The organism is Pedobacter psychrotolerans, assembly GCF_004340665.1.
GTDB lineage: Bacteria > Bacteroidota > Bacteroidia > Sphingobacteriales > Sphingobacteriaceae > Pedobacter > Pedobacter psychrotolerans.
In genome coordinates, this window is sequence record NZ_SLWO01000002.1 from 731,953 (window position 1) to 756,941 (window position 24,989).

At 36.6% G+C, this 24,989-nt stretch carries 25 protein-coding genes; 14 read left to right on the forward strand and 11 right to left on the reverse strand.

Annotation, left to right across the window (positions count from 1 at the left end):
* The first annotated feature begins 99 nt into the window (after positions 1-99).
* From EV200_RS06750 to EV200_RS06760, 3 genes are all read left to right on the forward strand, one after another.
* Complete coding sequence (locus EV200_RS06750; RefSeq protein WP_132530399.1) at positions 100-1,197, forward strand: vWA domain-containing protein; 1,098 nt, start codon at positions 100-102, stop codon at positions 1,195-1,197.
* A 172-nt stretch (positions 1,198-1,369) separates the two neighbouring features.
* Positions 1,370-2,857, forward strand: a complete 1,488-nt coding sequence (locus EV200_RS06755) for a sigma 54-interacting transcriptional regulator (RefSeq protein ID WP_132530401.1) — start codon at positions 1,370-1,372, stop codon at positions 2,855-2,857.
* 85 nt (positions 2,858-2,942) lie between these two features.
* Positions 2,943-4,187, forward strand: coding sequence for a metallophosphoesterase (locus EV200_RS06760; protein WP_132530403.1), 1,245 nt, complete (start codon positions 2,943-2,945; stop codon positions 4,185-4,187).
* Positions 4,188-4,306: 119 nt separating this feature from the next.
* Here the strand turns inward: EV200_RS06760 and EV200_RS06765 are convergent, their stop codons facing one another.
* The 3 genes from EV200_RS06765 to EV200_RS06775 all read right to left on the reverse strand — a co-directional run bounded on the left by EV200_RS06765 (position 4,307) and on the right by EV200_RS06775 (position 8,655).
* Positions 4,307-4,996, reverse strand: coding sequence for a response regulator transcription factor (locus EV200_RS06765; RefSeq protein WP_132530405.1), 690 nt, complete (start codon positions 4,994-4,996; stop codon positions 4,307-4,309).
* A 101-nt stretch (positions 4,997-5,097) separates the two neighbouring features.
* On the reverse strand, positions 5,098-6,765 hold the full coding sequence (locus EV200_RS06770; protein ID WP_132530407.1) for a sensor histidine kinase: 1,668 nt from the start codon (positions 6,763-6,765) through the stop codon (positions 5,098-5,100).
* A 3-nt stretch (positions 6,766-6,768) separates the two neighbouring features.
* Complete coding sequence (locus tag EV200_RS06775; RefSeq protein ID WP_132530409.1) at positions 6,769-8,655, reverse strand: S9 family peptidase; 1,887 nt, start codon at positions 8,653-8,655, stop codon at positions 6,769-6,771.
* A 270-nt stretch (positions 8,656-8,925) separates the two neighbouring features.
* Here EV200_RS06775 and EV200_RS06780 point away from each other — a divergent pair, with 270 nt between their 5' ends.
* Positions 8,926-10,749, forward strand: a complete 1,824-nt coding sequence (locus EV200_RS06780) for a tetratricopeptide repeat protein (RefSeq protein ID WP_132530411.1) — start codon at positions 8,926-8,928, stop codon at positions 10,747-10,749.
* On the opposite strand, the gene EV200_RS06785 is transcribed toward EV200_RS06780, so the two are convergent.
* Together EV200_RS06785 and EV200_RS06790 are read right to left on the reverse strand one after the other, a co-directional pair.
* Positions 10,746-11,405, reverse strand: coding sequence for a hypothetical protein (locus EV200_RS06785; RefSeq protein ID WP_132530413.1), 660 nt, complete (start codon positions 11,403-11,405; stop codon positions 10,746-10,748). The two genes, EV200_RS06780 and EV200_RS06785, sit on opposite strands and share 4 nt — an antisense overlap.
* Positions 11,406-11,433: 28 nt before the next feature.
* Positions 11,434-11,988 carry a GNAT family N-acetyltransferase gene (locus EV200_RS06790; RefSeq protein ID WP_132530415.1) on the reverse strand — a complete coding sequence of 185 codons (555 nt, stop codon included), beginning with the start codon at positions 11,986-11,988 and terminating at the stop codon, positions 11,434-11,436.
* A 73-nt stretch (positions 11,989-12,061) separates the two neighbouring features.
* Here EV200_RS06790 and EV200_RS06795 point away from each other — a divergent pair, with 73 nt between their 5' ends.
* Positions 12,062-12,364: a DUF4286 family protein gene (locus EV200_RS06795; RefSeq protein ID WP_132530417.1), complete on the forward strand. Its 303-nt coding sequence runs from the start codon at positions 12,062-12,064 to the stop codon at positions 12,362-12,364.
* 29 nt (positions 12,365-12,393) lie between these two features.
* On the opposite strand, the gene EV200_RS06800 is transcribed toward EV200_RS06795, so the two are convergent.
* The 3 genes from EV200_RS06800 to dtd all read right to left on the reverse strand — a co-directional run bounded on the left by EV200_RS06800 (position 12,394) and on the right by dtd (position 14,798).
* Positions 12,394-12,720 (reverse strand): nucleotide pyrophosphohydrolase, encoded by a 327-nt coding sequence (locus EV200_RS06800; protein ID WP_132530419.1) that lies wholly within the window; start codon positions 12,718-12,720, stop codon positions 12,394-12,396.
* Positions 12,710-14,251 (reverse strand): glycosyltransferase family 39 protein, encoded by a 1,542-nt coding sequence (locus EV200_RS06805; RefSeq protein WP_132530421.1) that lies wholly within the window; start codon positions 14,249-14,251, stop codon positions 12,710-12,712. Before EV200_RS06805 ends, EV200_RS06800 begins: the two co-directional genes overlap by 11 nt.
* A gap of 94 nt (positions 14,252-14,345) precedes the next feature.
* A complete protein-coding gene (gene dtd, locus EV200_RS06810) occupies positions 14,346-14,798 on the reverse strand; it encodes a D-aminoacyl-tRNA deacylase (RefSeq protein ID WP_132530423.1) in 453 nt (150 codons plus the stop codon).
* Positions 14,799-14,826: 28 nt separating this feature from the next.
* Between dtd and EV200_RS06815 the strand changes: the two genes are divergently transcribed.
* Both EV200_RS06815 and EV200_RS06820 read left to right on the forward strand, forming a co-directional pair.
* Positions 14,827-15,852, forward strand: coding sequence for a hypothetical protein (locus EV200_RS06815; protein WP_132530426.1), 1,026 nt, complete (start codon positions 14,827-14,829; stop codon positions 15,850-15,852).
* Complete coding sequence (locus tag EV200_RS06820; protein ID WP_132530428.1) at positions 15,818-18,274, forward strand: hypothetical protein; 2,457 nt, start codon at positions 15,818-15,820, stop codon at positions 18,272-18,274. Before EV200_RS06815 ends, EV200_RS06820 begins: the two co-directional genes overlap by 35 nt.
* Positions 18,275-18,379: 105 nt before the next feature.
* On the opposite strand, the gene EV200_RS06825 is transcribed toward EV200_RS06820, so the two are convergent.
* The gene (locus tag EV200_RS06825; protein WP_229676791.1) at positions 18,380-19,453 is read right to left on the reverse strand and encodes a 3-oxoacyl-ACP synthase III family protein; all 1,074 of its coding nucleotides are present in this window, start codon (positions 19,451-19,453) and stop codon (positions 18,380-18,382) included.
* A 126-nt stretch (positions 19,454-19,579) separates the two neighbouring features.
* Here EV200_RS06825 and EV200_RS06830 point away from each other — a divergent pair, with 126 nt between their 5' ends.
* From EV200_RS06830 to EV200_RS06840, 3 genes are all read left to right on the forward strand, one after another.
* The gene (locus EV200_RS06830; protein WP_029286998.1) at positions 19,580-19,861 is read left to right on the forward strand and encodes an ATP-dependent Clp protease adaptor ClpS; all 282 of its coding nucleotides are present in this window, start codon (positions 19,580-19,582) and stop codon (positions 19,859-19,861) included.
* A 61-nt stretch (positions 19,862-19,922) separates the two neighbouring features.
* Positions 19,923-20,129, forward strand: a complete 207-nt coding sequence (locus EV200_RS06835; RefSeq protein ID WP_132530430.1) for a hypothetical protein — start codon at positions 19,923-19,925, stop codon at positions 20,127-20,129.
* The gene (locus EV200_RS06840; protein WP_132530432.1) at positions 20,119-20,448 is read left to right on the forward strand and encodes a type II toxin-antitoxin system RelE/ParE family toxin; all 330 of its coding nucleotides are present in this window, start codon (positions 20,119-20,121) and stop codon (positions 20,446-20,448) included. The genes EV200_RS06835 and EV200_RS06840 overlap by 11 nt, the downstream gene beginning before the upstream one ends.
* Here EV200_RS06840 and EV200_RS06845 read toward each other — a convergent pair.
* Both EV200_RS06845 and rsmA read right to left on the reverse strand, forming a co-directional pair.
* Entirely contained in the window at positions 20,445-21,011 is a 567-nt protein-coding gene (locus EV200_RS06845; RefSeq protein WP_244312962.1) for a thioredoxin family protein, read from the reverse strand. The genes EV200_RS06840 and EV200_RS06845 overlap by 4 nt on opposite strands.
* Before the next feature lie 169 nt (positions 21,012-21,180).
* The gene (gene rsmA, locus EV200_RS06850) at positions 21,181-21,966 is read right to left on the reverse strand and encodes a 16S rRNA (adenine(1518)-N(6)/adenine(1519)-N(6))-dimethyltransferase RsmA (RefSeq protein ID WP_132530436.1); all 786 of its coding nucleotides are present in this window, start codon (positions 21,964-21,966) and stop codon (positions 21,181-21,183) included.
* Positions 21,967-22,121: 155 nt separating this feature from the next.
* On the opposite strand from rsmA, the gene pdxA reads away from it, so the two are divergent.
* The 4 genes from pdxA to rpmF all read left to right on the forward strand — a co-directional run bounded on the left by pdxA (position 22,122) and on the right by rpmF (position 24,948).
* Complete coding sequence (gene pdxA, locus EV200_RS06855) at positions 22,122-23,201, forward strand: 4-hydroxythreonine-4-phosphate dehydrogenase PdxA (RefSeq protein WP_132530438.1); 1,080 nt, start codon at positions 22,122-22,124, stop codon at positions 23,199-23,201.
* Between the two features lie 56 nt (positions 23,202-23,257).
* Positions 23,258-24,097 carry a sulfurtransferase gene (locus EV200_RS06860; RefSeq protein WP_132530440.1) on the forward strand — a complete coding sequence of 280 codons (840 nt, stop codon included), beginning with the start codon at positions 23,258-23,260 and terminating at the stop codon, positions 24,095-24,097.
* A 113-nt stretch (positions 24,098-24,210) separates the two neighbouring features.
* Positions 24,211-24,741 (forward strand): YceD family protein, encoded by a 531-nt coding sequence (locus EV200_RS06865; protein WP_132530442.1) that lies wholly within the window; start codon positions 24,211-24,213, stop codon positions 24,739-24,741.
* A gap of 15 nt (positions 24,742-24,756) precedes the next feature.
* Positions 24,757-24,948, forward strand: a complete 192-nt coding sequence (rpmF, locus tag EV200_RS06870; RefSeq protein WP_010600130.1) for a 50S ribosomal protein L32 — start codon at positions 24,757-24,759, stop codon at positions 24,946-24,948.
* Positions 24,949-24,989 lie beyond the last annotated feature (41 nt).

The following is a 24,989-nucleotide window of genomic DNA, read 5'->3' on the forward strand; positions in this document are numbered from 1 at the left end:
TTCCAGTGTCATCTTTCCGCTTCACGCCCAAATATGACATCACACTTAAATTAATGCAAATCGAAACTTTTATCTTCGATAAATCGTTAATACAAGCACATGAGAGGTTTCCGTTTTTCTGATTATAATCCTGGCGATACGCCAAAAGGTGGGTTTGATGAGTTGTTAAAATTATTTAGCGAATTGCTGAATTATACAGCGGGTGATGCGGCGGAAGCTTTAAGCTGGCTAAACGAACTCGACAAACAATATAAATTAACCAATAATGATTATGGTATTGGGAATTTTATTGATGACCTGAAAGATAAAGGTTATCTAACGGAAGACAATCAATCCGGAGAATTCAAAATTACCGCTAAAACCGAGCAAACCATTCGTAAATCTGCCTTAGATGAAATTTTTGGTAAGCTCAAAAAATCTGGCCGCGGAAATCATAACAGTAATCAGTCTGGTATTGGTGAAGAAAAAAATGCCGATCGCCGCGAATATAATTTCGGCGATAGTTTAGATCAGATCGATATGACTGCATCGATCCAGAATGCACAAATTAACCATGGTATAGGTGATTTCACTTTAACTGACCGTGATTTGGAAGTAGAAGAAAAGGATTTTAAAACTTTAACTTCTACCGTGCTGATGATTGATATTTCGCACTCTATGATTTTATATGGCGAAGACAGAATTACACCCGCTAAAAAAGTAGCGATGGCTTTAGCAGAACTGATTAAAACCAAATACCCAAAAGATACACTGGATATTGTGGTTTTTGGAAATGATGCATGGCCCATCACGGTAAAAGATTTACCCTATCTTCAGGTAGGGCCTTACCATACTAATACTTTTGCAGGTTTAGAACTGGCGACCGATTTACTGCGCCGCCGAAAAACACATAACAAACAAATTTTCATGATTACAGATGGGAAACCTACCTGTTTAAAAGAAAATGGGAAATACTATAAAAACAGCATGGGTTTGGATAGAAAGGTAATTAACAAAACCTTAAACATGGCAGCCCAATGTAAGCGATTGAAAATTCCGATTACGACTTTTATGATTGCCAAAGACCCGTATTTACAACAGTTTGTCCGCCAGTTTACTGAAATTAATGGTGGACGAGCATTTTACAGTTCATTAAATGGCCTTGGCGAATACATATTTGAGGATTACATTAAAAACAGAAGAAAAACAGTGAAATAGCCTGGAGTCTGAAAGTCTTTAGTCTGAAGTTGAAAAATAAATCGAGGTTGAAGTTGATAAACCATAATTACATAATAAACGACATTTAAACAGGGAAAAATTTGGCGGTGAAGCAACGCGATTTACAAAACCTCTAATCACTAAATCATAAACCCTAAACCTATTTTAAAAAATGCAAAACACCACATTAGGCGAATTAAAAACCACAGGATATCAATCAAGATCAGTTAAAGAAGAATTGAGAGAAAACCTGATTAAAGTTTTAAAAGATAAAAAAACAGAATTTGAAGGCATAATCGGTTACGATGAAACTGTAATTCCGGAATTGCAGACTGCAATTCTTTCCCGCCACAACATCCTGCTTTTGGGCTTACGCGGACAAGCAAAAACACGTATAGCCCGTTTAATGGTTAATTTGCTGGATGAATATGTTCCATATGTAGCCGGAAGCGAAATATTTGATGATCCATTGAATCCTATTTCGTGGTATGCCAAAAATGAAATTTCTACGAAAGGCGATGCTACAGAAATTGCCTGGCTGCACCGCAGTGAACGCTATACCGAAAAACTGGCTACACCAGATGTTACCGTTGCAGATTTAATTGGTGATGTAGATCCAATTAAAGCGGCGACTTTAAAATTAACCTATAACGATGAGCGTGTAATCCACTTTGGATTGATCCCACGAGCACACAGAAGTATTTTTGTGATCAATGAATTGCCCGATTTGCAAGCTCGGATTCAAGTGGCCTTATTTAATATGCTGCAAGAAAAAGACATTCAAATCCGTGGATTTAAATTACGCTTACCTTTAGATGTTCAATTTGTATTTACAGCAAATCCGGAAGATTATACCAACCGTGGTAGCATTGTAACGCCTTTGAAAGATAGGATCGAAAGTCAGATTTTAACACACTACCCAAAAAGCATTGAAATTTCACGTAAAATCACTTTTCAGGAAGCTAAACTAACAGAAGCCCAAAGAACGGCTATTGAAGCAGATGGCTTGTTAAAAGACCTGATTGAACAAATTGCTTTTGAGGCCCGCAAAAGTGAATACATTGATCAGAAATCTGGTGTTTCAGCAAGGCTGACCATTTCAGCTTATGAAAACTTAATCAGCACTGCTGAACGCCGAATGTTAATCTCTGGTGAAAAAAGCACATTCGTTCGCTTATCAGATTTAGCTGGAATTATCCCTGCCATTACCGGAAAGATCGAACTGGTTTATGAAGGTGAATTAGAAGGGCCCGCACATGTAGCCACGACTTTAATCGGCAAGGCTGTTAAAACATTATTTGCACGATATTTTCCTGATCCTGAGAAAGCGAAGAAAACGAAGACCGCCAATCCATATACTGAAATTACCGAATGGTTTACGGAAGGAAACAATGTAGATGTAACGGATAGTTTGAGCAATGCACAATATAAAAAAGCATTGATGCTGGTACCAGGTTTGTATGATACGGTTAAAAAATTCCATCCAAAATTAAGTGAAAATCAAACCCTGCTGCTTATGGAATTTGTATTACATGGATTAGCAGAATATTCTCAGTTAAGTAAAAATTATCTAAATGGTGGCTTCGGTTTTTCTGATATGTTCGGTAGCTTATTTAATGCCGAATTTGATGAGGAAGAAGATGAAGATGATTTCAGATAATTTTAATCTATAATTTTTTAGCTTTGACAAATTCTTTCCAATAGGAGAGAATTTGTCAAAGCTTTTTCTTTATTAAATTTTTCTCATGGGAAGATTACCTTTTATCATAGCTGCCTGCATTTTCATCATCATTTTCGATATTTATTGCTTCAGGGCAATTATTTCTGTTTTCAAAAAATGGAAGCCAACCACTAAAAAAATCTTCTCCATTTTATACTGGAGCTATAGCATTCTGCTTATTATAGGGGTTTTCGCAGGCATTTACCTCAATCTTTTTCTCACCCTTAGGGCAATCATTTTAGTGGCATTCTTTTTAACAGTTGCCTGTAAAATGGCCATGTTGCCTTTCTTGGTTCTGGACGATTTACGCAGACTGTATATCAAAGTTTTCAGAAAAAAAGCGGTGGTTAAAGATCAGCCCATCAGTGAAACTGATCAGATTTCACGTTCAGAATTTTTGGTTAAGGCAGGTTTAGTTGCGGCAGCCGTTCCACTTACATCTTTAAGCTGGGGCATCATTTCTGGTGCTTACGATTATCAGGTTAGGAAAGTAAACCTCATTTTACCTAACCTTCCAAAAGCTTTTGATGGCATTACTATGGCGCAGATTTCTGATATCCATTCTGGTAGTTTTTATAATAAGACTGCTGTAAAAGGTGGCGTGGAATTACTGTTGGCAGAAAAACCTGATTTCGTATTTTTTACTGGCGATTTAGTGAACAACCTGACTAATGAGGTTCGAGATTATCAGGATATTTTCTCAAAGGTTAAAGCGCCTCTTGGTGTTTATTCTTCCCTTGGAAATCACGATTATGGTGATTATTATTTTGGAAAGGAGTCATCTCCGGCCAAAGTAAAAAACCTGAAGAACATGGTGGATGTACACAAAATTATGGGCTATGATTTGTTGATGAATGATCACCGCCGACTTAAGGTTGATGGTGAAGAAATTGGTATCCTGGGCATAGAGAACTGGGGAATGGGGCGTTTTCCAAAATATGGAAAAATGGAATTAGCTGTTCAAAACACAGATGATTTACCTGTAAAACTATTATTAAGCCACGATCCTTCACACTGGCGTGGAGAGGTACTAAAAAAGTATCCGCAAATTGATGCCATGTTCAGCGGCCATACACATGGGATGCAGTTTGGTGTTCGCCTTAAAGAATATCAGTGGAGCCCCGTACAATATATCTATAAAGAGTGGGCAGGCTTATATCAGGAACAAAAACAACAGCTTTACGTTAATGTTGGCTATGGCTTTTTAGGCTATCCTGGAAGGGTTGGCGTGTTGCCAGAAATTACGGTTTTTACGTTGAAAAGAGCTTAATATGAGAATACTGAAGGAGGGAATGAGAGATTGAAGGAAGGAATGAGAGAATGGAAAAGTATTACGCCAACACATTCAATCATTCTCTAATTCTATCATTCAAGCCTCAATCATTTGTATTACCCCGCATTAAAGCGATAGCCAACACCTCTAACGGTTTGTAATAACTGAGGGTTATCAGGATTTAATTCAATTTTTTTACGCAACCGAACAATATGCATATCAAGTGTTCTGGTATTTACATCAGAGTTATAACCCCAAACCACCAGCATTAATTCATCACGGTTGATTACTTTTCCAGGGTTACGCAAAAAGTAAAGCAAAATGCGATTTTCCAATATGGTGAGCTCAATTTTCTTTCCTTCTCTGAATAAAGTATGAATATTCGGATGGTGCTCCATATTACCAAAACGGTGAATTTCGGCCGTATCTTTATTTACAATAAACTTCACCTTGCTCTCCAACATGGCTACCAATACATCCATATTAAAAGGCTTGGTGATATAATCTGAAGCGCCAAAATTATACGCATCAATTTTATCTACATCCTGGGCTTTTGCTGTCATCATAATGATCAGGTTCTCGAAGCCTTGTTTACGAACATTTTCGCATACTTCGGCACCCTGTTTACCTGGCATCATCCAATCCAATAGTACAATATCAGGCTGGTCAGCGATAATGATCCGCTCGCCAGATTCTCCATCATTTGCTTCTAAAACGGTATAGCCTTCGGCTTTTAAACGGTGTGCAACTAAAAAACGAAGATTTTCATCATCTTCTACAATTAATATTTTTACTTCTTTAGACATTTGTGTGTATTTATATGTTGTAAAGTTAAAAGATTGAAAAATTTAAAGGTTGTCAAAACAACATTCAACCTTTCCAATATATCCAGCGTTTCTATTACATTTTAACTATTATAGGGCAATACAATTTTAAATTCTGTACCCAAACCTACTTTACTTTTAACAGAGATTTCTCCCTCCATAAAGTTAACCAGTTCCTTGCAAAAAGCCAAACCAAGGCCTACGCTTCCCATTTGATTATATTCGTTTTGTATCCTGAAAAACTTTTTAAAGATATTATTCAATTCCCCTGAAGCGATACCAATTCCCTTATCTGCAAAGCGAAAAACCAAAACTCCTTTTATCAGCTTGGCACTCATATGTAACTTTTTATTTTCAGGTTTTGAGTATTTGTATGCATTCTCTGCCAGGTTATCAAACAAACTACCTAATAACACGGGATCAGTGATGAAGGTTTTAAAACCAACCACTTCATAAGTCATCTTAAAATCTGGGTGCTTTAAAGTATGCGACTCAATGGTACTTTCAATAAAATCACGAATATTAACCGTTTCCTGATTGAGTTTAATCGCTTTATTTTCAATCTGTGTAAAAGCCAGCAGCTTGTTCATTAAACCATTCAATTTATCAGCTTCCTCATCCAGTATTTTACCATAAAGTTGTTGCTCTTTCTGGCTTAAAGCTGTGGCACTTTTAATATTATTACCTGCAATTTTAATCACGCTTACCGGAGTTTTAAACTCGTGCGTCAGGTTATTTACAAAATCATACTGCAACTTAAACATTTTACTATTGATATTTAAGTTACGATATATTAAAAAAGCAACCAAAAGTAGCACACCATATACCAAGAGCAAAACAAGGGCAATAGGCATAAAGTATATAAATATTTCTCTTTTGATGTAAGATTTAGAACTCGTCAGGTATAACTTGAAATCAGAAAAAGCACCTGGTAATGCAATCTCTGTGGTCATGTTTTCATCGGAGGTATCAATTGGATCGTATGTTAATGGCTCTACCTGAATTTTCTGATATAACAATGGTCTGGTATTTACCACCTTAATTTTATTCGGGTTTAGCTGAAAAACGAGCATATCCTGCTGGTAAACGGGTGAAGGATTTAACCTGCGCCGCATCATATCTTTATAGACTTTTAAATCTTCCCTTCTTGGAATATTCAGGTAGGTAATTTTATTGGAGCTAACGACAGAAAAGTTGGTAAACAGTTCTTCCTGTGTAGGCACAGCAACGGTATCTAACTGATCAACAAATGTGACTAATTTATACGCCATGGCATTGAAATCATCACCAACTTTAAAAGATTTGGTATCAGATTCAGAAAACAACCTGATTGAATCTGCAGCTACATTTTTGCCAAACTGAAAAATAGATTTTGGCCCGATTGATAACTTCCCGACATTCATGCCATCTTTTACCGGCATGTTTTTAACTTCGGTATCGTAAAAGGTTACCCTTGATACAAATGAGTATTTAAGCATTATGGTGTCTACAAACTTGGATGCTGTAGCAGAATCCAGAAACCCGTTATAATAAGAGATTTCAGGCATTTTATTCTGAAAGAAATCATTATAAGGCTTAATACTTTGCTCCAGTACATTTACCTTTTCTGAAACGAATTCATTTTCTATAGATTTCTTGCTGAAATTGAAAGCCAGAAAAAGAGACAGCACAAATAAGATGGATATGAGTACGATAAAGGTAACACCTAGTGAAAAATTTTTGCGATAGCCACTCTTCTTATCCAGCGCCATAACTTATTTCTTGCTGATATTGTTTTTTAAAAACTCTTCCAATGCTTTGTACAAAGCTGTTCTCCCCTGTTGCCTTTTAATTGGATTTGGCCCCTCTTCTTTTTCAATGTAGGTAACAGGTACATTTCTCTTTTTAAGTTCTTTAATAAACTGCACACCTTCGGCTACATTCACCCGTGGATCTTTAGGATTCTGGGCAATGAAAAGGGGTAATTTAAACCGATCAGCATGAAAAACAGGCGAAGCCGAACGCAGGTAGTCTGTATCCGTTACCGGGTTGCCAATAATCTCGTAATACATTTGTAGATTAGACTTTAAAAATGGCGGAATTCCCTTCAGGTAACTAAATAAATTAATCACTCCAGAATTTGATCCTCCACAACTATAAAGATCAGCATTTTTATACAAACAATTCAGCGCAATATAGCCACCAAAACCATTGCCATAAATGGCTATTTTTTTTGGGTTTGCAATTTTATTTGCAATCAGCCAGCGAACGCCATCATTCACATCTTCCTGTATTTTATCATCCCACTCTTTAAAACCCGCAGCATAAAAAGATTTACCATAGCCATTTGAGCCACGATAGTTGACTTGCAATACAGCATAACCCCTATTAGCCAGAAATTGAACTTCGGCATTATAACCCCAGGTATTTCTTCCACCCGGACCATTGTGAGGCAAAACGACCACTGGCAAATTGGTTTTCTTTGTACCTTTTGGAAGGGTTAAATAGCCGTTAATGGTTAAACTATCAGAACTTTTAAAACTGATGGGCTTCATATCGCTCATCGATTCCCCTTTAATGGAAGAGTTGATATCAGTAAGTTTTTTAAGTTTATTTTCGCTAACGGTATATAGATAATAAGAGCCCGGGTTTTTATCAGTGAAGGTTCTAACCACAAAAACGTTATCCATTTTATCGTTATCCATAATGCGCCATTCGGTGCCGGGTAAGAGTTGATCTATTTTACTGTAGGTAAGTTTGGTCTCGTTATCCAGGTAATATTTTTGCTTTTTCCAGGTCTCACAGGTAACAAACATAATTTTATTTTGTATTCTGGAATACCTGGTTTCTGTAACATTCAGGGTATCATTCGCAAAAAGCACCTTTTTTTCTTTACCTGTTTTTAAATCCAAGGCCACCAATGCATTTTTATCCCGGTTTACACTAGAAATTGCATATAACACATTAGGCTCATTTTCTGGAAAGGCTACAGGCTGAAAAGTAGTTTCAAAATTGTTGGTAATTACAGGCAGAAAAGGCTTTCTTTCATTCTCCCGGTAAAGCAGCGTTTCATTTACGCCATCACTGGCAACCGCAATTTTTAGAATCCCCTTATTATCCGTCATCCATTCGGTAATATTGCCCGGGTTTTTAGCGGCAATTTCCATTTTTCCATTCCGAACGTTTAACCGATAAACATCAAAAACAGTTGAATCCCGTTTATTTGAAGCTACAATGATATATTTATCATCAATTAACTGATCTTCAATTACCCGAACCCTGGTTTTTTCATTTGAACTCAGTTGCACTTGTTTACTTCCATCCTTGTTGATGACAAAGAGGTCGGATTTTCTTTCTTTAGTATCATCTTCGGCATAATAAATCAATTCATTGTTACTGGTCCAAAAATGAAAGCTGATTGATTTTTCTGTAAGATGTGTAAGCTGAACACTTTTTCCTGTGGCCAGGTTCTCGACGAATAAATCAAGCTTTTTATCCTGAAGTTTAAGATAGGACAGGCTTTTGCCATCAGGCGAAATACGATAATACGCTTTATCCTGTGTTTTAAAGAAATCATCAACAGGTATAATTCCTACATCACCCGAGCGCTTACAAGCACAGATTGCAGCAATAAAAACCAATAAAATAATCCTTTTCAACATAAATAATTTCTCGCCGGGATGACAAAAATAGGCATCTCAACCACTTAACTCTAGTTTACACTAACAATGTTACTTTAATAACAAATCTAAACCTGTCGTCCAATTTAGTATTTATTCAGAATCTGAGAAAAACAACTGCTACAATAACCCTGCTCAAAATTTAAAGCAATAAAGCTTCCAGTTATACTAAATCAATTTAGTTATTCTTTAACACTAAATCTTTTACCTTTCGCGTCTTTTTATTACATTTAAAATTTACAAAATAGGATTATGAATCGTTTAATCACCTTCACATTTTTCATTTTAAGCTTTAATGTTCAGGCGCAGATTATCAATAATAATTCATCTTTTTTATCAGAAGATAACAATTTAGCCATCCAATATTACCGGGATGGAGATTACGAGAAAGCTGTTGTTTTGCTGGAAAAAATGTTCGCCAATCCTAATAACGAAGGCTATTTTGACATTTATTTCAATAGCTTATTAAAACTGAAACGTTATGATGTAGCTGAAAAAGTAGTTAAAAAAGTGATGAAACAGCATCCGGAAAATGATGCTTATCCAATTGCGCTGGGCAAGCTTTATCAGGAAAAAGGTGATGTACAATCTGCTAATAAAATATTTAATGACATCATCGCGAAACTCCCGAAGGATGAATTTATGATCCGGAATTTAGCGAATAACTTTTATCGCTTCGAGAACTACGATTTGGCAGTTCAAACCTTTAAACAAGGAAGAAAGATTCTCGCAAATGATCAGCTCTTCACTTACGAATTGTTGAACATCTATCGGTATAAAAAAGATAAACCCATGCTAATGCAGGAGTATCTGGACATATTACCTTCCACACCGCAATTATTGCTGCAGGCTGAGAATGTACTTTCAATGATTTTTGAGGATAAAAGTGACTATCAGACTTTTCAGGCGGCCATATTAAGAAAGATCCAAAAAGCACCCGATGCAGAAATTTACATTCAACTTTTAACATGGAACTATATTCAGCAACAAGAGTTTGATGCAGCCTTGCGCCAGCTTATTGCCTTTGATAAACGTACAAAAGCTGATGGAGGAACCCTATTTAATGCCAGTTTTACATTTATAGATAATGGCGCTTACGAAACGGCAATAAAAGCTTATGAATATTTGTTAACCAAAGGAAAAGAAAATCAATATTACCTGCCATCGAAAATTGAAATGTTGAATACCAGATACAACCTCCAAACTTCGGGAAAATACTCAGTGGCAGATCTGAATTTACTTGCTAAGGATTATCAGGGTTTGCTGGATGAAAATGGGAAGAACAGGAATACATTATTTGCCATTAAAAAATTGGCGAACCTGCAGGCATACTATTTAAATGAGCCGGGTAAAGCCGAAAAAGGCCTGGAAGAAGCCTTGCAAATACCCGGAATTGGCGCAACAGATCTTGGACAGTTGAAACTGGATTTAGGTGATGTTTATATCCTAAGCAACCAACCTTGGGAAGCATTTTTGGTTTACGAACAAGTAAGTAAGCAATTTGAAAGTCAGCCCATTGGGAATGAAGCGCGTTTTAGAAGTGCCAAACTTTCTTTTTACCAGGGAAACTTTGATTACAGCAACGGACAGTGCCAGGTACTTAAAGCAGCAACCTCCCAGCTTATTGCCAATGATGCACTTAACTTAAGCTTACTGATTTCTGATAATATTCAAACCCCAACTGATAGCAATGCATTAAAAATGTATGCTGATGCTGAAATGCTGGTATTTAGAAACCTGCCTGCGCAGGCGGTAAAAAAATTAGACAGCATTGCTATTTCCTATCCGCAAAATGGTTTGGCCGATGCTATATTAATGATCAAAGCCAGAATATTTATTAAATCAGCGGATTTCCAGAAGGCTGCAAATATGCTAAAAAAAGTTGCAGATGATTTTAAAGATGGCATCTGGACTGATGATGCATTGTTTACTTTAGGTGATTTATATGAGAAGAAACTCAATGACATCGCACAAGCCAAAAGCTATTTCCAAAAGCTGATCACAGATTATCCGGGAAGCATGTTTAGTGCCGAAGCCAGAAAAAGGTTTAGAAATTTAAGAGGGGATGGGGTTTAGCGCATGCTTAAAAATTTAACTAAGATATAAATCAACAATGCTATTACGCCCAAAATCATCATCCGTTCACCGTGAATTCGATCTTTGTTTGAATAGATATGAATTTGTTCTCCATTTGGCAAGGTTTTCTGTTGATTCCTAAGGTACCAGCCGATCAGAATTCCTAAAAGGCCACCCAAAAACACAAGAATATAACCAATAACAACTAGCAATATTGGACTCTTTTCTGGCTTGGATAATTCCACTATTCTTTGCGCTCTTATTGAATTAATTTCGTTCAGATCAATTCGCACACCTCGGTCATTCAATAACTTTTGTGCAAGTTGAAAATCCAAAGCGCTCCATTCATCTTGCTTTTCAAATACTTCTTTTAATTCATCATCAGTGAAATTAAAAAGGTAATGACTTGAATCAACAGAATTCAAATCTTGCGCTGCAATTTCTTGAAGTAATTGATTTGCGTTATCAAAATTCGATGGTTTTAGCTTAATTCTAAAATCTTTATCAATTTCATTATTGGCAAAAGTAACATCAAAATTGGCAGAGACGTCTTCTAGCAAATATTCAATATGATGCTGTTTCAACATATCGCCCAAGGCTAAGGCAGCTGCTTTATCATTGAACCTTTGAAAAGTTACAAATTGATCTTCAATCATAAGTTACTATTAATGTTATATATAAATGCTATCTCCAATCCCATACTACTACATTCCACGCCACACCAGCAACATCTGTGTAAGTATAAATGGTTTTAAAGCCTATCCTTTCATGAGCTTTCATAGACCTTAAATTAATGTAGGCAATTTCTGTAATCGCAAAATCATAACGGGAAGCAAAATGATTTTTATACGCTTCATAACACTGATCAAATAAACCTTGTCCGCGGTAATTCTTATCTACACAAACTTGTCCTACTACAATATAATGATAATCACCAACGGGCATTCCTTTGAATTGGATATGATCAAAGCTTTCATACATTTCTACCAATCGGGGGATGTCATTCTTCGATTGTTCGGTCATTCCCAACACATAGGCAATAACCTGCTCACCGTCTTTAGCAATGATATTTTTTTCATGAAGATGCATTTTCTTCAGATCATCAAGTGTATGTGAAACCGTTACAAATCCCTGCTCGCTAATTTCTAAAAGAGATAAATCCATTTTTAGATTTTTCTTTTGAAGGATTATAATTCCTTCCAGGTCAGAAGAAGTATTAGACGTGGTTATTTCAATCATAATATCGGCAATTAGTGAGCACTAAATATAACTAATCTATTCGTTCCTATATTTTCTTCGTTATCTTTGCAATATGCTTTTATATAATGTTACATTGATTTTAGAAGAATCTGCAGCAGCAGAATGGTTACAATGGATGCAGGAAACCCACATCCCTGCAGTTATGGCTACCGGAATGTTTGTATCTAACCGCTTATTAAAAGTGTTGGATTCTCCAAACGAAGGTGTTACCTATTGTACGCAATACATTGCTGAAAATCAGGAAAACTACAATCAATATCAACAAGTTTATGCACCAGCTTTACAGGAAGACTTGAATGAAAAGTTTAAAAATCGTTTTGTAGCTTATAGAACACTAATGGAGTTTGTTGGCTAGATTCAACACTCCAAACTCCGCCTCTAAACTTATTTTAGCTTCTCATTATTCCGGTGTCTGTCTGCATCTCGAATACTTTTCTTTTCCAGATTTTTGGCAAGCGCTTCGGTTAGATTGATGCCGGTTTGGTTGGCCAGACAAATCAGCACGAACATCACATCGGCCATTTCATCAGCCAGGTTTACAGCCTCATCGCTTTTTTTAAAAGATTGCTCACCATATTGACGGGCCATAATCCGGGCCACCTCCCCCACTTCTTCCATTAAAATTGCGGTATTGGTTAATTCATTAAAATACCTGATTCCAGTAGTTTTGATCCACTGATCTACAGTTTCTTGTGCTTCGTTAATGGTCATTTTTTTCTTCTTCTATTTCTTGATTAATCCGTTCGTTTATATTGATTTTAGCGCCCTCAAGTAAGAAAACACTTGCACCAAATTCTCGTGAAAATGGATTTTTTACTGCTCCAATTTTGGTGATCTTCTCAAAAAAGGGTTGCTCCTTTTTCCTTTCTGGATCCTCATCATCAGCATCCCGGATTAAAATTAAATCTTTGATCGGCTTATCCATTTTAAACCAATAGAGATAATCGGCATTGTATGATACAGCATTTATGTTTTTAAATTTAGAGTAGTAATTAATAGCACCAGCTTGCCCATAGTTATCTGCACGCACCAGCAATGCTGATTTATCCTTTACTTTTGCATAAGCAAGATCGGCTAAGGCAGCCATTTCTTTCCAGCCCTGCATATCCGCATAATCTTGTGGCAATTGGTGGTTTTTCCCATCCTCCCAGTGTAACAATCCAACTTTTTCAAATCGATTGTGATTTGCAATAATCTGTTTTGGAGAATAGAGTGGCATAATTAAAGGCAGCGCATAAATAAACAACCCAATGTTAAAAGCCAGAAGCAAAGCAATCCATACATAGCGTTTGTAAAGGATTATTCCGAAATAAGTTGCTCCAAAAGCTAACAAAACAGGATATAAACCCAAGGCATAATAGTCTTTAGCCTTGAAATAGCTAAAAATAATCATGGTAAAAAGATAGGTGAAAATTACCCATCGATATTTAGCAAATGGCTTATAAAAAATCAATGCGCCCATTCCAGCAAGTAGTATAAAAATACTGGTGGCAAAGAACAGCAATTGATTGATAAAGAAATCGACCCGATTAACATGAATGAGTTGGGTTTTCGCCAGTAACTTCATATGAGTAAGTACCGGAAAATCATGCGTAACCTGCCAGATTATATTTGGAGAAATGATCATTAAGGCGACGACAATTGCAAAATACAAATGCTTATTGGCAAATATTTTTCTATTCGGGCTGATGATGATCGCCGGCAATAGGCCCATGATCAAAAAAAGAATATTGTATTTATTTAAAAAACCAAGTGCAAATGAAATCGCAAAATAATATAAGTACTTAGGCGCTGTTTGATCAAAATACTTAATCAGATAATAAAAACAAGCTGTCCAGGCCAGCACATCAAAAGAATTGGGTTGATAGAGTGTATTTAATCTTAAAAGTAATGAGCATAGACAAGCAACAGCAACAAAACATTTAGCTAACAGATTTCCTTTAAAATGCTCAACAATTTTCCAGCTAAATAAAATGGTTAATGCCCCAAATAAGGCAGGAAAAAATCTCACCCAAAACATGCTATTACCCAGCCACTTAATCACTAAAGAAAACAATGAGGTTAGCGGAGGAACCGAAGTAAAACCAGCAGCCAGATGGTTGGCCTGATCCAGATGCAAAAATTCATCCCGCTGAAGTTCATAAACTGAATTAACCAACACAAAAGATAAAACGATCTTTAAAAGCAAGAAAAAGGTAAGAGAACTATATTCTATCAGTTGGTTTGGATTTTTATCCTCCATATTCATTTAAACGCAATAATTCATTAAAATAGATTAATTACGGCTTTGACAGCTGATTGCTTAAATAGTTACGATTACAGCGTTTAAATCTATTTTATTCCTTGTTTTTTGTGTCAATAATAATAGTAACTGGCCCATCATTTAGCAAGGCGATTTTCATATCGGCGCCAAAAATCCCGGTTTTTACATCTTTCCCAAGCAGTGCTGATAGTTTTTCAATCATTTTCTCGTGTAATGGAATTGCCACATCAGGTCTGGCCGCTCTGGTAAATCCAGGTCGGTTTCCTTTTTTAGTTGTGGCGAACAAGGTAAATTGACTGATCAAAAGGATATCACCATTTACGTCAGCCAGTGCTTTATTCATCATTCCGTTTTCATCACCAAAAACACGCATACCAATGATTTTCTGTGCCAACCAATCTAAGTCTTCTGAAGTATCAGCATCCTCAATACCCAATAACACCAGAAACCCGGTGTCTATTGCTCCAGTAATTCCGCCATCAACTGTGCAACTTGCTTGTGTAACTCTTTGTAAAACTGCCCGCATTTTATATACTTTTGCTCAATAAATTGATATGCGCAAGATAAGTATTTTAGTGATTTCTGTATTTCTCATCTTCGGCTGTAAACAAAAATCAATCGTTCATCCAACTTTTTACTTTTGGAAAACTGATTACCATAATAATAAAGCGGAAACCGATTATCTTGATCAATTTAAATCGAAAGCGCTATATGTTCGGATTATGGATGTCGACTTCGACCCAGATCGTCAACAAGCCGTTCCTATTTCTCCAATCAAATTTTCAGATCCACTGCCAACGCAAGTGGAGATTATTCCAGTGGTATTTCTGGTCAACCGGATATTTAATGATACTGATTCCAATAAAACCAAAGTATTGGCCAACCGGATCGCCAATTTTGTAGATGCCAAAGTAAAGCAAGCTGGAAAACAAAATTATGCAGAACTTCAAATCGATTGCGACTGGACAAAAACCACCCGCGACCAGTATTTTGAATTTCTTAAACAATTAAAACGTCAGCCACTGTTAAAAGGGAAAAATATTTCGGTTACGCTCCGATTACACCAGGTAAAAAACGTTGTAACAAGCGGTATTCCTCCTGTAGAAAAAGCAATGCTGATGTGTTACAATATGGGAAACCTGCGCAAATATGGAGATCAGAATTCCATTCTCGATCAGCATGAAATGGATGTCTACCTGAAGGATTATCTAAAAAATTATCCTTTGAAACTTGATGTGGCCCTACCGCTTTTTGAATGGGCAGTTGTATTCAGAAATAAGGCATACGCCGGAATTTCCAAGCGAATAAATAAGACTCAAATCGAAGATAAAAAATTATTCAGACAAAGGGGAAACTCTATTTTGTATGATCTTTTGACGGATTACCCAGCCGCCGGATTAAAGCAAGGTGATGTAATTAGATGGGAAGAGATTTCCAATAAACATTTACTTGCCACATCTACCTTTTTATCCCGATATTTGAAACCAGGAGAACGAAATCTTGTTTTTTATCACCTCGAAACCGACCTTTTAAATCATTTTACGCATGAAGATCTTCAAAAAGTTATCGCTAATTTCTAGTGTTTTCTTGCTTACATTTTTTGGTGAAATCGCTGTTAATATTGCCTGCGGCAGCGAGGTAGATCCTTATGATTACTATATTTCTTATTTCCATAATAATGTTCAGGGAGATGAATACACACCTTTTGCCTTTAATCAAATGGCATATTTAAATAGTGAGGAAGATGTGGTAAGTGAGTCGGAAATTAACAGCGAGGAATGGGGAAAGTACCTTGATGTTAAGGCGCAAGATGTGCATAAAATTATGTATAATGTAGATAGCGCAACAAATGTTAAGCTTACTAATTATAAAGGCGAAGTTTCATCTCTTCCGGATAACTTGCAGAAAAACACCTTTATCCAGGCCTTGGCACAACATAAAGATGCGTTAAAATATTACTCCTTTGCCAAAAGCACTGAACCATTTGCCAATGTGAACTTCGATATGTGGGATCCAAAACCACGAGACACTACAGCGATGGATGAATTGGCAAAAGTGGCGGTGAAATTAACAGAATCAGAAAAAGATAACTTCTTGAAACTACGTTATGCTTATCAGGCAGAAAGAATGTTTCATTATGCGGGCTTGCATACAGAGAGTAAAAACGTTTACGATAAATTCATCAAAACAAACAAAACCAAAAGTGCGGTTAAGGGGTGGGCATTGGCGCTGTATGCCGGATCGACCAGAAGATTGGGAAATCCTGAAGAATCTGCCTTCCTATTTTCGAAAGTTTTTACCACTAATCCCGAACGAAGAATACAGGCCTATAAAAATTATTATTACAACAGTGCTCCTGTAAATGGTGCTTTGAAATATGCTAAAACAAATGATGAAAAAGCCAGCATTTGGGCAATAAATGGTTTCGGAAACCTAGACTTCAACATCGAAAGCTTAAACAAGGTTTATTTGTATGAACCTAAAAGTCAATTAAACGGTGCGTTGTTGGTGAGAGAAGTGAACAAATTAGAACAAGCTTTAATTAAAGATAGTGATCTTGCTAAAATCTCTTATCAGTATTATTTTTATGAGAGTGATAAGGGGAAATATAAGGATAGTGTGAAAACCCTGAACTTAAAACGACTTAATGAGATTAAAAATTTCGCTGTGAAATTGGCTGCCGAACAGAAATATCCACAACCAGAGCTGGGCACTTTAACAGCTGCCTATTTATCTTGGATGGAGAATAAAGATCTTGATGCATCGAATTATTTAGCAACATTAAATCCCGCTAAGCTGCCAGAAAAACTACGTGATCAATACCGGATTACCGATTTACTGATCAAAGCTAAAAACATCAAAAAGGGAAATCCTTTTAATGAGAATGAGTTATTATCATCTTTAAAATGGCTTGACGAAAAACGATTTGCAGAAAACAAAACCGTACGAAATGGGCAATATGACGACTGGTCAAATGAGGATAAACGCTTTACCAAGACCACCAGAAATTTTTACCAGCAAATTTTAGCTCCTGCTTATCTGAAAATGGGCGATACCGCAAAAGCAGCACTCGCGATGGTGAAAGGCGACTTATCATACAACTTGATGAAAAATAATTCGCTTTTCAAAAACATGAGTTACCAGAGTACTTCGTTCTGGCAGCAATATTTAAGTCCGAAAAGTATGCAAGCCCTCGCAAATTACAAAACTAAGGCCAAAGGAAACGATGTCATTGCGTTATTGGCAAAAGCTTTAAATAAGCTTAATAATGATGAATTTTATGAGCTTTGGGGTACAACATACCTGAGAACGCATCAATATGAAAAAGCACTGATTTACTTTAAAAAAGTTTCAGCTAGCTACCAGTATTTTTCACCTGCTGATTGGTATGCCGATGATAGCGAAGCCAAGTTGGTTGCCGATCCTTTCATAGAAACTGTAAATGATTATCCCAAAAAGTATGCTTCAAATGATCAGCGATTTAATAAAGTAATTTTCGCCAGGGAAATGGCCCGTTTACAGAAACTAATCCTAACCGATAAGAAGAATGCTGCCAGTTATTATTATCGCATGGCAAATGCTGTTTACCAAACCGGCTATTATGGCAATTCATGGTTTTTGATTAGTTATGATTGGAGCACTTACGCCAACGAAGAGAAACCAAAATATAACTATGATGTAGATTATAAGTTGGCCAAAACAGCTGCCGTATGGTATGCAAAGGCCAGGGCTTTGAGTACAAATCCGGAATTTAAAGCTAAATGCACTTTCATGCTCGCCAAATGTGCCCAAAAGCAGATTATCAGTAATGCTGACTATTCTGCTTACAATTATTACAATACCAAAAGCAAAGCCTATAAAGATTTTATTGCAGCTAATTATAACAATCCCTATTTTAAAGAACTAAAAACAAAGTACGCGAAAACATCTTTTTATAGAATAGCAGTAAATGAATGTAGCTATCTGGAAGATTTTATTGCGGGAAGTAAGGGTAAAAGCTAAAGGCAAAAGCAGAAAGGTTAATGCCCAATTGGAAAGTCAAAACAAGATAATAAACATGATGCTATCTTCGCTTTAAACTTTCTACTTTAAGCTTAACTAAAGATTCTACCATCTGATTAATGCACTCGCCCAGGCGAAACCCGATCCAAAGGCAGCAAGGCAAACCAGATCGCCATTTTTAATTTTCCCCGCTTCCCAAGCTTCGCATAAAGCAATCGGAACTGATGCAGCTGTGGTATTTCCGTACTTCTGGATGTTATTGAAAACCTGATCGTCATTTAAGCCTAATAGATTCTGCACATACTGACTGATGCGTAGATTTGCCTGATGTGGTACGAGCAGATTGATATCTTTTTCGGTAAGATTATTAGCGACCAAAGCCTCACGAATTACCTCAGGAAATTTAACCACAGCTTTTTTAAATACTGATGGGCCATCCATATAAGGTAAAACAGCACCGCTAGCTAAAATTTCTGGCGTCATGAATAATCCACCCAATTCCTGATCAGGAAAAGCTGGTTTATCTTTCATCCATTTATTGGCATGCGAACCTGGATAATGCATTGCTAGTATTTCTGCATCTGCGCCATCACTATGTAAATGTGTACTTAAAATACCTTTACCTTTTTCATCCGTAGGCTGCAGCACCACAGCACCTGCCCCATCACCAAAAATTACCGATACATTCCTGCTGCGGGTTTCAAAATCCATGGCGAATGAATGTTTCTCACTTCCCACCACCAAAACATTTTTATACATCCCGGTTTTTACAAACTGATCGGCCACCGATAAAGCATAAACAAAGCCCGAGCATTGGTTGCGAATATCTAAAGCGCCAATTTCGCCCATTCCCATTTCGCGTTGCAATAAAACACCGCAACCAGGAAAATAATAATCAGGACTTAGCGTAGCGAAAACAATAAAATCTACCTCTTTAGCAGTGATCCCGGCACGCTCGATTGCAATTTTAGCTGCTTCAATCCCCATAGTGGTGGTGGTTTCATCATAGCGATCGGCAAAACGGCGTTCCTCAATTCCCGTACGTTCCTGAATCCACTCATCATTGGTATCCATAAAGTGACTTAAATCAGTATTGGTATAAACATTTTTAGGAACGTAGTAACCTATTCCTGCTATTTTGGTTTGATGCATGCTGTTGTTGATAATTTGGTTAAACAAAGTTAGTTAATTTAAAAAGATATGAGCGGTGCGATTTGAGACATGAGATTTCATCGTAATGCCCTAAAACCTAATATCTCTGTTCTAATATCTCAAATCTTCTAAATTATTGTTTATTTTTGCACCATGTCTACAGAAACCAAAGAAGAGACCTTTACGCTCGAAGAAATTTTAACTTCCCTAAAAACTGTACATCGCCTTATTTTGTGGAATGATGATATCAATACTTTCGACCATGTGATTTATTGCATGATGAAATACCTGGATTATAATGAGGCACAATCGGAAAAAATAGCTTGGAAAGTGCATAATGATGGGAAATGCCCGGTTTTGGAAGGTTCCTTTACTGAGATGGAAGTGTATCGCAAAATTTTACAACAAGAAGGATTAACGGTTTCGGTGGATTAAAACTTTGTTTTTTAAAAAATAAATAATCAGTATCTTTAACTAAGCAATTAAGTTATGAGTTATGCAAGTTACACTCGAAATTAAAGACGATAAGGCCATTTCAATTTTAGAAACTTTGAAAAGCATCAAGGGGATTAGGATTAAGAATATTGGGTTATCCAAAGAAAAATACCTAAATGAGTTAGCTGCCGCTTATAAAGAAACAGAATTAGCAGAAAAAGGCGAAGTTAAATTAAAAAGTTTTGAGGATTTAATAAATGAAATTTGATGTACTCACATCATCCCTCTTTAATAAAGAATTTAAAAACCTTTGTAAAAAACACAAATCCGCAAAAAACGACATTATTAATTTCGTAGAAAAACTTAAAGAAAACCCTATTCAAGGTATTTCGCTTGGAAACGATTGTTTTAAAATCAGAATAGCAATTTCAAGTAAGGGAAAAGGCAAATCGGGTGGAGTGAGGTTAATAACAAAGATTAGAGTCTTAAAGGAACGAATTTATCTTTTATCCATTTATGATAAATCAGAACGAGATTCTATTTCAGATAAAGAATTAGAGGCCGTTTTAAAATCTATTGATGATTAATTAAATTCCAGTCCTTTCAAAAGTTCATTCAACTCAGCCTGCGTACTCTGCGTTTTATCTTTCGCATACCAGCCATGCAGTTTTTCGGCCAGAATTGGCATCTCAATCGTTTCCTTTTTCCACTCTTTTAAAAGTTCCTGCAAAATCTTCGGTCTTGGTGCCCAAGTGGCTAAAACCTGATCTGCTGATTCATTCAGCACAATTAAAACTGGAATCGCTCTGCCACCATTAGTCAAATGTGCATCAATTAATGGCAGATTTTTATCTCGCAGCACAAATTTCAAATCAATTCTACCTAAAGATGCAGTCGCGATTTTATTGAACACCGGAATAATTTGAGCAGCATCACCGCACCAGCCTTCAGTAATCACCAAGAACTTATAATTACCTTTCAACTGATTAATGGTAGAGATTAAATCATCAGTTAAACTAACGGTCTTATCAACCCGATTCATGCGCTGCACGTTCATTTTAGTGTAATGTAGATCATAACTAGCTTCACTAGTAGATTTGCCTTCTAATAAAAGCTGGTCGACCAGAGCACGATAGGTTTGATAATCCATTCCTTGCTCGTTAAAAATTTCGCTATAATTAACCATAGTGTCTTTCAATTATAGTGCAAAGGAAAGGAGAAATTCAACGAAAATAATCACGGATTTGCAAGAAATCTCTTCGTGAATAATTACACAACTTTGGGATTACGCAGGTGTTTTTTCAATGATAAAAAAAATGCTAAACTGCCATCAATTTACTTAGATGCTGTGTTAGTGCCACAAAATCATCAACGGTTAATTGCTCGGCACGTTTCTCAAAATAAATATGATCATCCATTTTATCTTTAGGCATTACAGCAGACACTGCATTACGCAATGTTTTTCTTCTTTGATTGAAGCCTGCTTTAACCACACGCCAGAACAATTTTTCATCGCAATCCAGCGTTTCCGTTTCATTTCTGGTTAAGCGAATAACGGCAGAATTAACCTTTGGCGGTGGATTAAAAGTGCCTGGCTTAACGGTAAACAGGTATTCAATTTTATAATACGCTTGGAGGAAAACACTTAGGATCCCGTAATCTTTTGTTCCGGCAGGCGAAGCACAACGTTGTGCTACTTCTTTTTGAAACATGCCAACCATCTCCACAACCTTATGGCGATTATCTAAAATCTTAAATAAAATCTGAGAAGAAATATTGTAGGGAAAGTTACCGATAATAGCAAACTGACCTGGGAAAATGGCGTCAAAATCTAATTTCAGAAAATCACCATTAATTAAACGATCGCCCAATTGCGGATACTTCTCATTCAGAAAATGGTAAGATTCCGTATCAATATCAATCAAGTAAGTTTGTAAATCTTCACGTTTCAACAAAAAATCAGAAAGAATTCCCATTCCCGGGCCAACCTCTAAAACCTGATGATACTTTTCAGTATTCACCAAAGCCTCAACAATGCGATTTGCGATGCCCTTATCGGTTAAAAAATGCTGACCTAAATGTTTTTTCGCTTTTACTAAACTCATATCCCAAACCCCTAAAGGAGCTTTTAAAAATTAAAATGATTGGCAAAGATAGACTTAATATTCCTTTGCGGATAACTTAGTGTGCTATGCGCTTTCATTTTTTTTAAAGTCTTTAAACGAAAATCAGTATTTTGCGCTAAAATTTTCCAGTAATTATGAGCGATAAACTTAAAATAGGTATTAGTATAGGCGACGTGAACGGTATAGGTTTAGAGGTAATTATCAAAACGTTATCCAATGCAGCTATTTTAAATTATTGTATTCCAATTGTTTACGGACATACTAAAGTCTCATCTTTTCACAGAAAGGCAAATAACCTTGGTGATTTCAGTTTTAATGTGATCAATCACGCCAACCAGGCACAGGTTAAAAAGGCAAACATGATTAATTGCTGGGAAGAAGACGTAAAAATAGAACTTGGCCAGGTAACGCCCACGGGTGGAAAATATGCGTTGTTATCACTTGAAAAAGCTACCGCCGATTTAGTAAGCGGTGAAATTGATGCTTTGGTTACGGGACCAATCAACAAACATAACATTCAATCAGAGACCTTTACATTTCCAGGTCATACTGAATATTTACAGGAAAAAAGTGGCAGCAAAGATGTACTGATGTTCTTAATCAGCGAAAATTTACGCGTAGGTGTAGTTACCGGGCATATTCCGGTTAAGGATGTTCCGACAGCAATTACAAAAGATAAAATCTTAAGTAAATTAAAGCTGATTAACGAGAGTTTAAAAAAGGATTTCTGGATTGAAAAACCGAAAATTGCTGTTCTGGGTTTAAATCCGCATGCCAGCGATAATGGTTTGCTGGGTGCCGAAGAGGCCGAAATTATTACACCAGCCATTCAGGAAGCCTATGATAAAGGCATGATGGTTTTCGGACCCTACCCTGCTGATGGTTTCTTCGGAAATGGCAGTTACAAAAAATTTGATGCTGTTTTGGCGATGTATCACGATCAGGGACTAATTCCTTTTAAAACTTTAGCATTTCACAACGGCGTAAATTATACTGCAGGTTTAAATTTTGTACGTACTTCTCCAGATCATGGTACCGGTTATGATATTGCTGGAAAAGACCTTGCAGATTCTACCTCATTTACAGAAGCTTTATTTTCGGCTATTCACATTGTGAAAAACCGCAGAGAACAAGAAGAAATGTTAAGTGGCCAATTGCGTTCTGGAGGTAAAATTGTGGAAACACAATTTGATATTAAAGATGACGCATCATAAGATAACAAACCACAAGGTTTTTGAAACTTTATAGGCTTAATTAAAAGACAAAACCCATGTCAAAATTATCCCCAATTATAAATCCAGAGGATTTATCTTCGCTTAATTTAAACGAAGATATCGTAATGATCGATGCGAGCGCCGGATCGAAAGCCCGCTACGAAGAGCAACACTTAGCTGGTTCATTATTTGTTGACGTGAATAATGATCTGGCCAATATTGGTGATTTTGCTAAAGGTGGCCGCCATCCATTACCAAAGTTGGATCAGTTCGCTCAGCTTTTGCAAAAACTCGGCATTACTGAAAACACATATGTTATCGTATATGATGATAAGAATGGAAGTAATGCTGCAGCAAGGCTATGGTGGATGCTGAGATCAATCGGACATAAAAAAGTTCAGGTAATAGACGGAGGATTTCAAGCAGCTGTAAAAGTTGGTTTCCCTACTACTAATCAAACAGAAATTCCAAAATCAGTTGGCGAATACCCAATATCATCGTGGAGTTTGCCGTTGTCTGATATTTATGAAGTGGAAGAAGTGGCAAAGCATAAAGAATATATGGTTATTGATGTTCGAGATGCTAACCGTTACGCTGGCCTTACTGAACCAATTGATACTATTGCTGGTCACATTCCAGGCGCCATCAATATTCCATTTACAGAAAATCTGAACGAGGAAGGACACTTTTTATCTCCTGATGTGCTAAAAGAAAAATATATTGCTGCTTTAGCCACCATAAAACCTGAAAATGTGATTGTGCACTGTGGGTCTGGCATTACAGCTTGTCACACTCTTCTGGCAATGGATTACGCAGGTTTGCCCATTCCAAAACTTTACGTTGGCTCATGGAGCGAATGGAGCAGAAACAATAAAGAAATGATTTTAAAAAGCTAAACCTGTGAGCTTTTTAAAACCTCATCGGTTTTTTAAATAGATAACAATTTTAAAAAACATTTTTAATCTAATTATTTTATCCATACATTTGCAGGCTAAAATTTTACAGTACTTTGAACCCACTAAAACAATTTTCTATACCGTTTACCGGACTAAAATTGGGAACTCATCAGTTTGATTATGAACTGGATGACAGTTTCTTTAGTGCTTTTGAGTATTCGTTAATTAAAAGCGGCAATTTAAAGGTTAACCTTGAACTTGATAAGCAAGAGACCATGTTGCTTTTAAAATATAAAGTTGCTGGGACATTAAATTTAGATTGCGATAAATGTTTATCGGAATTTGCTTACCCGGTTAACCTATACGAAAGACAAATTGTAAAATTTGCAGGAGATGAACTGGAAAGCGATGATGAAGAAATCATTTCGTTAAGCCGTAAAGATTCTGAGATTGATATATCAGGTCCACTATATGAAATGATAAACGTTTCGGTACCCTATATCAAAAATTGTGAGCAGGCAGGTAAAGAGTGTGATCAGGAAATGATTGATCGCTTAGAACAACTCTCTATCGATAAGCAGGCAGAAGAAAATGAACAAACAAGCGACCCACGTTGGGAAGCCCTTAATAAGTTAAAAAAATAATTAGATTATACACCAATGGCACATCCAAAACGGAAAATCTCGAAACAGAGAAAAAATAAAAGAAGAACACACTACAAAGCAGTGACACCTTCTTTGGCAACTTGCGCAGCAACAGGTGCTATTCACGTACCTCACCGTGCATACAACGTTGATGGTAACCTATACTATAACGGTAAATTGGTTATCGAAAATACTCAAATCGGGTAATTTTCTTAAGAAATTGTTTGTGTTTTCAGCGGCTTTAGTCA

What these genes read in the sequence shown, in the direction of transcription:
- EV200_RS06765 (WP_132530405.1), bottom strand. Translation starts at nt 4,996, where the DNA reads ATGTCTAAAGAAGTAAAAATATTAATTGTAGAAGATGATGAAAATCTT.
- rsmA (WP_132530436.1), bottom strand. Translation starts at nt 21,966, where the DNA reads ATGAGTTTAGTAAAAGCGAAAAAACATTTAGGTCAGCATTTTTTAACC.
- EV200_RS06750 (WP_132530399.1), top strand. Translation starts at nt 100, where the DNA reads ATGAGAGGTTTCCGTTTTTCTGATTATAATCCTGGCGATACGCCAAAA.
- pdxA (WP_132530438.1), top strand. Translation starts at nt 22,122, where the DNA reads ATGAGCGATAAACTTAAAATAGGTATTAGTATAGGCGACGTGAACGGT.
- EV200_RS06790 (WP_132530415.1), bottom strand. Translation starts at nt 11,988, where the DNA reads ATGATTGAAATAACCACGTCTAATACTTCTTCTGACCTGGAAGGAATT.
- EV200_RS06785 (WP_132530413.1), bottom strand. Translation starts at nt 11,405, where the DNA reads ATGATTGAAGATCAATTTGTAACTTTTCAAAGGTTCAATGATAAAGCA.
- EV200_RS06860 (WP_132530440.1), top strand. Translation starts at nt 23,258, where the DNA reads ATGTCAAAATTATCCCCAATTATAAATCCAGAGGATTTATCTTCGCTT.
- EV200_RS06770 (WP_132530407.1), bottom strand. Translation starts at nt 6,765, where the DNA reads ATGGCGCTGGATAAGAAGAGTGGCTATCGCAAAAATTTTTCACTAGGT.
- EV200_RS06845 (WP_244312962.1), bottom strand. Translation starts at nt 21,011, where the DNA reads ATGGATTATCAAACCTATCGTGCTCTGGTCGACCAGCTTTTATTAGAA.
- EV200_RS06840 (WP_132530432.1), top strand. Translation starts at nt 20,119, where the DNA reads ATGAAATTTGATGTACTCACATCATCCCTCTTTAATAAAGAATTTAAA.
- EV200_RS06795 (WP_132530417.1), top strand. Translation starts at nt 12,062, where the DNA reads ATGCTTTTATATAATGTTACATTGATTTTAGAAGAATCTGCAGCAGCA.
- EV200_RS06835 (WP_132530430.1), top strand. Translation starts at nt 19,923, where the DNA reads ATGCAAGTTACACTCGAAATTAAAGACGATAAGGCCATTTCAATTTTA.
- rpmF (WP_010600130.1), top strand. Translation starts at nt 24,757, where the DNA reads ATGGCACATCCAAAACGGAAAATCTCGAAACAGAGAAAAAATAAAAGA.
- EV200_RS06780 (WP_132530411.1), top strand. Translation starts at nt 8,926, where the DNA reads ATGAATCGTTTAATCACCTTCACATTTTTCATTTTAAGCTTTAATGTT.
- EV200_RS06820 (WP_132530428.1), top strand. Translation starts at nt 15,818, where the DNA reads ATGAAGATCTTCAAAAAGTTATCGCTAATTTCTAGTGTTTTCTTGCTT.
- EV200_RS06800 (WP_132530419.1), bottom strand. Translation starts at nt 12,720, where the DNA reads ATGACCATTAACGAAGCACAAGAAACTGTAGATCAGTGGATCAAAACT.
- EV200_RS06830 (WP_029286998.1), top strand. Translation starts at nt 19,580, where the DNA reads ATGTCTACAGAAACCAAAGAAGAGACCTTTACGCTCGAAGAAATTTTA.
- dtd (WP_132530423.1), bottom strand. Translation starts at nt 14,798, where the DNA reads ATGCGGGCAGTTTTACAAAGAGTTACACAAGCAAGTTGCACAGTTGAT.
- EV200_RS06805 (WP_132530421.1), bottom strand. Translation starts at nt 14,251, where the DNA reads ATGGAGGATAAAAATCCAAACCAACTGATAGAATATAGTTCTCTTACC.
- EV200_RS06755 (WP_132530401.1), top strand. Translation starts at nt 1,370, where the DNA reads ATGCAAAACACCACATTAGGCGAATTAAAAACCACAGGATATCAATCA.
- EV200_RS06815 (WP_132530426.1), top strand. Translation starts at nt 14,827, where the DNA reads ATGCGCAAGATAAGTATTTTAGTGATTTCTGTATTTCTCATCTTCGGC.
- EV200_RS06775 (WP_132530409.1), bottom strand. Translation starts at nt 8,655, where the DNA reads ATGTTGAAAAGGATTATTTTATTGGTTTTTATTGCTGCAATCTGTGCT.
- EV200_RS06760 (WP_132530403.1), top strand. Translation starts at nt 2,943, where the DNA reads ATGGGAAGATTACCTTTTATCATAGCTGCCTGCATTTTCATCATCATT.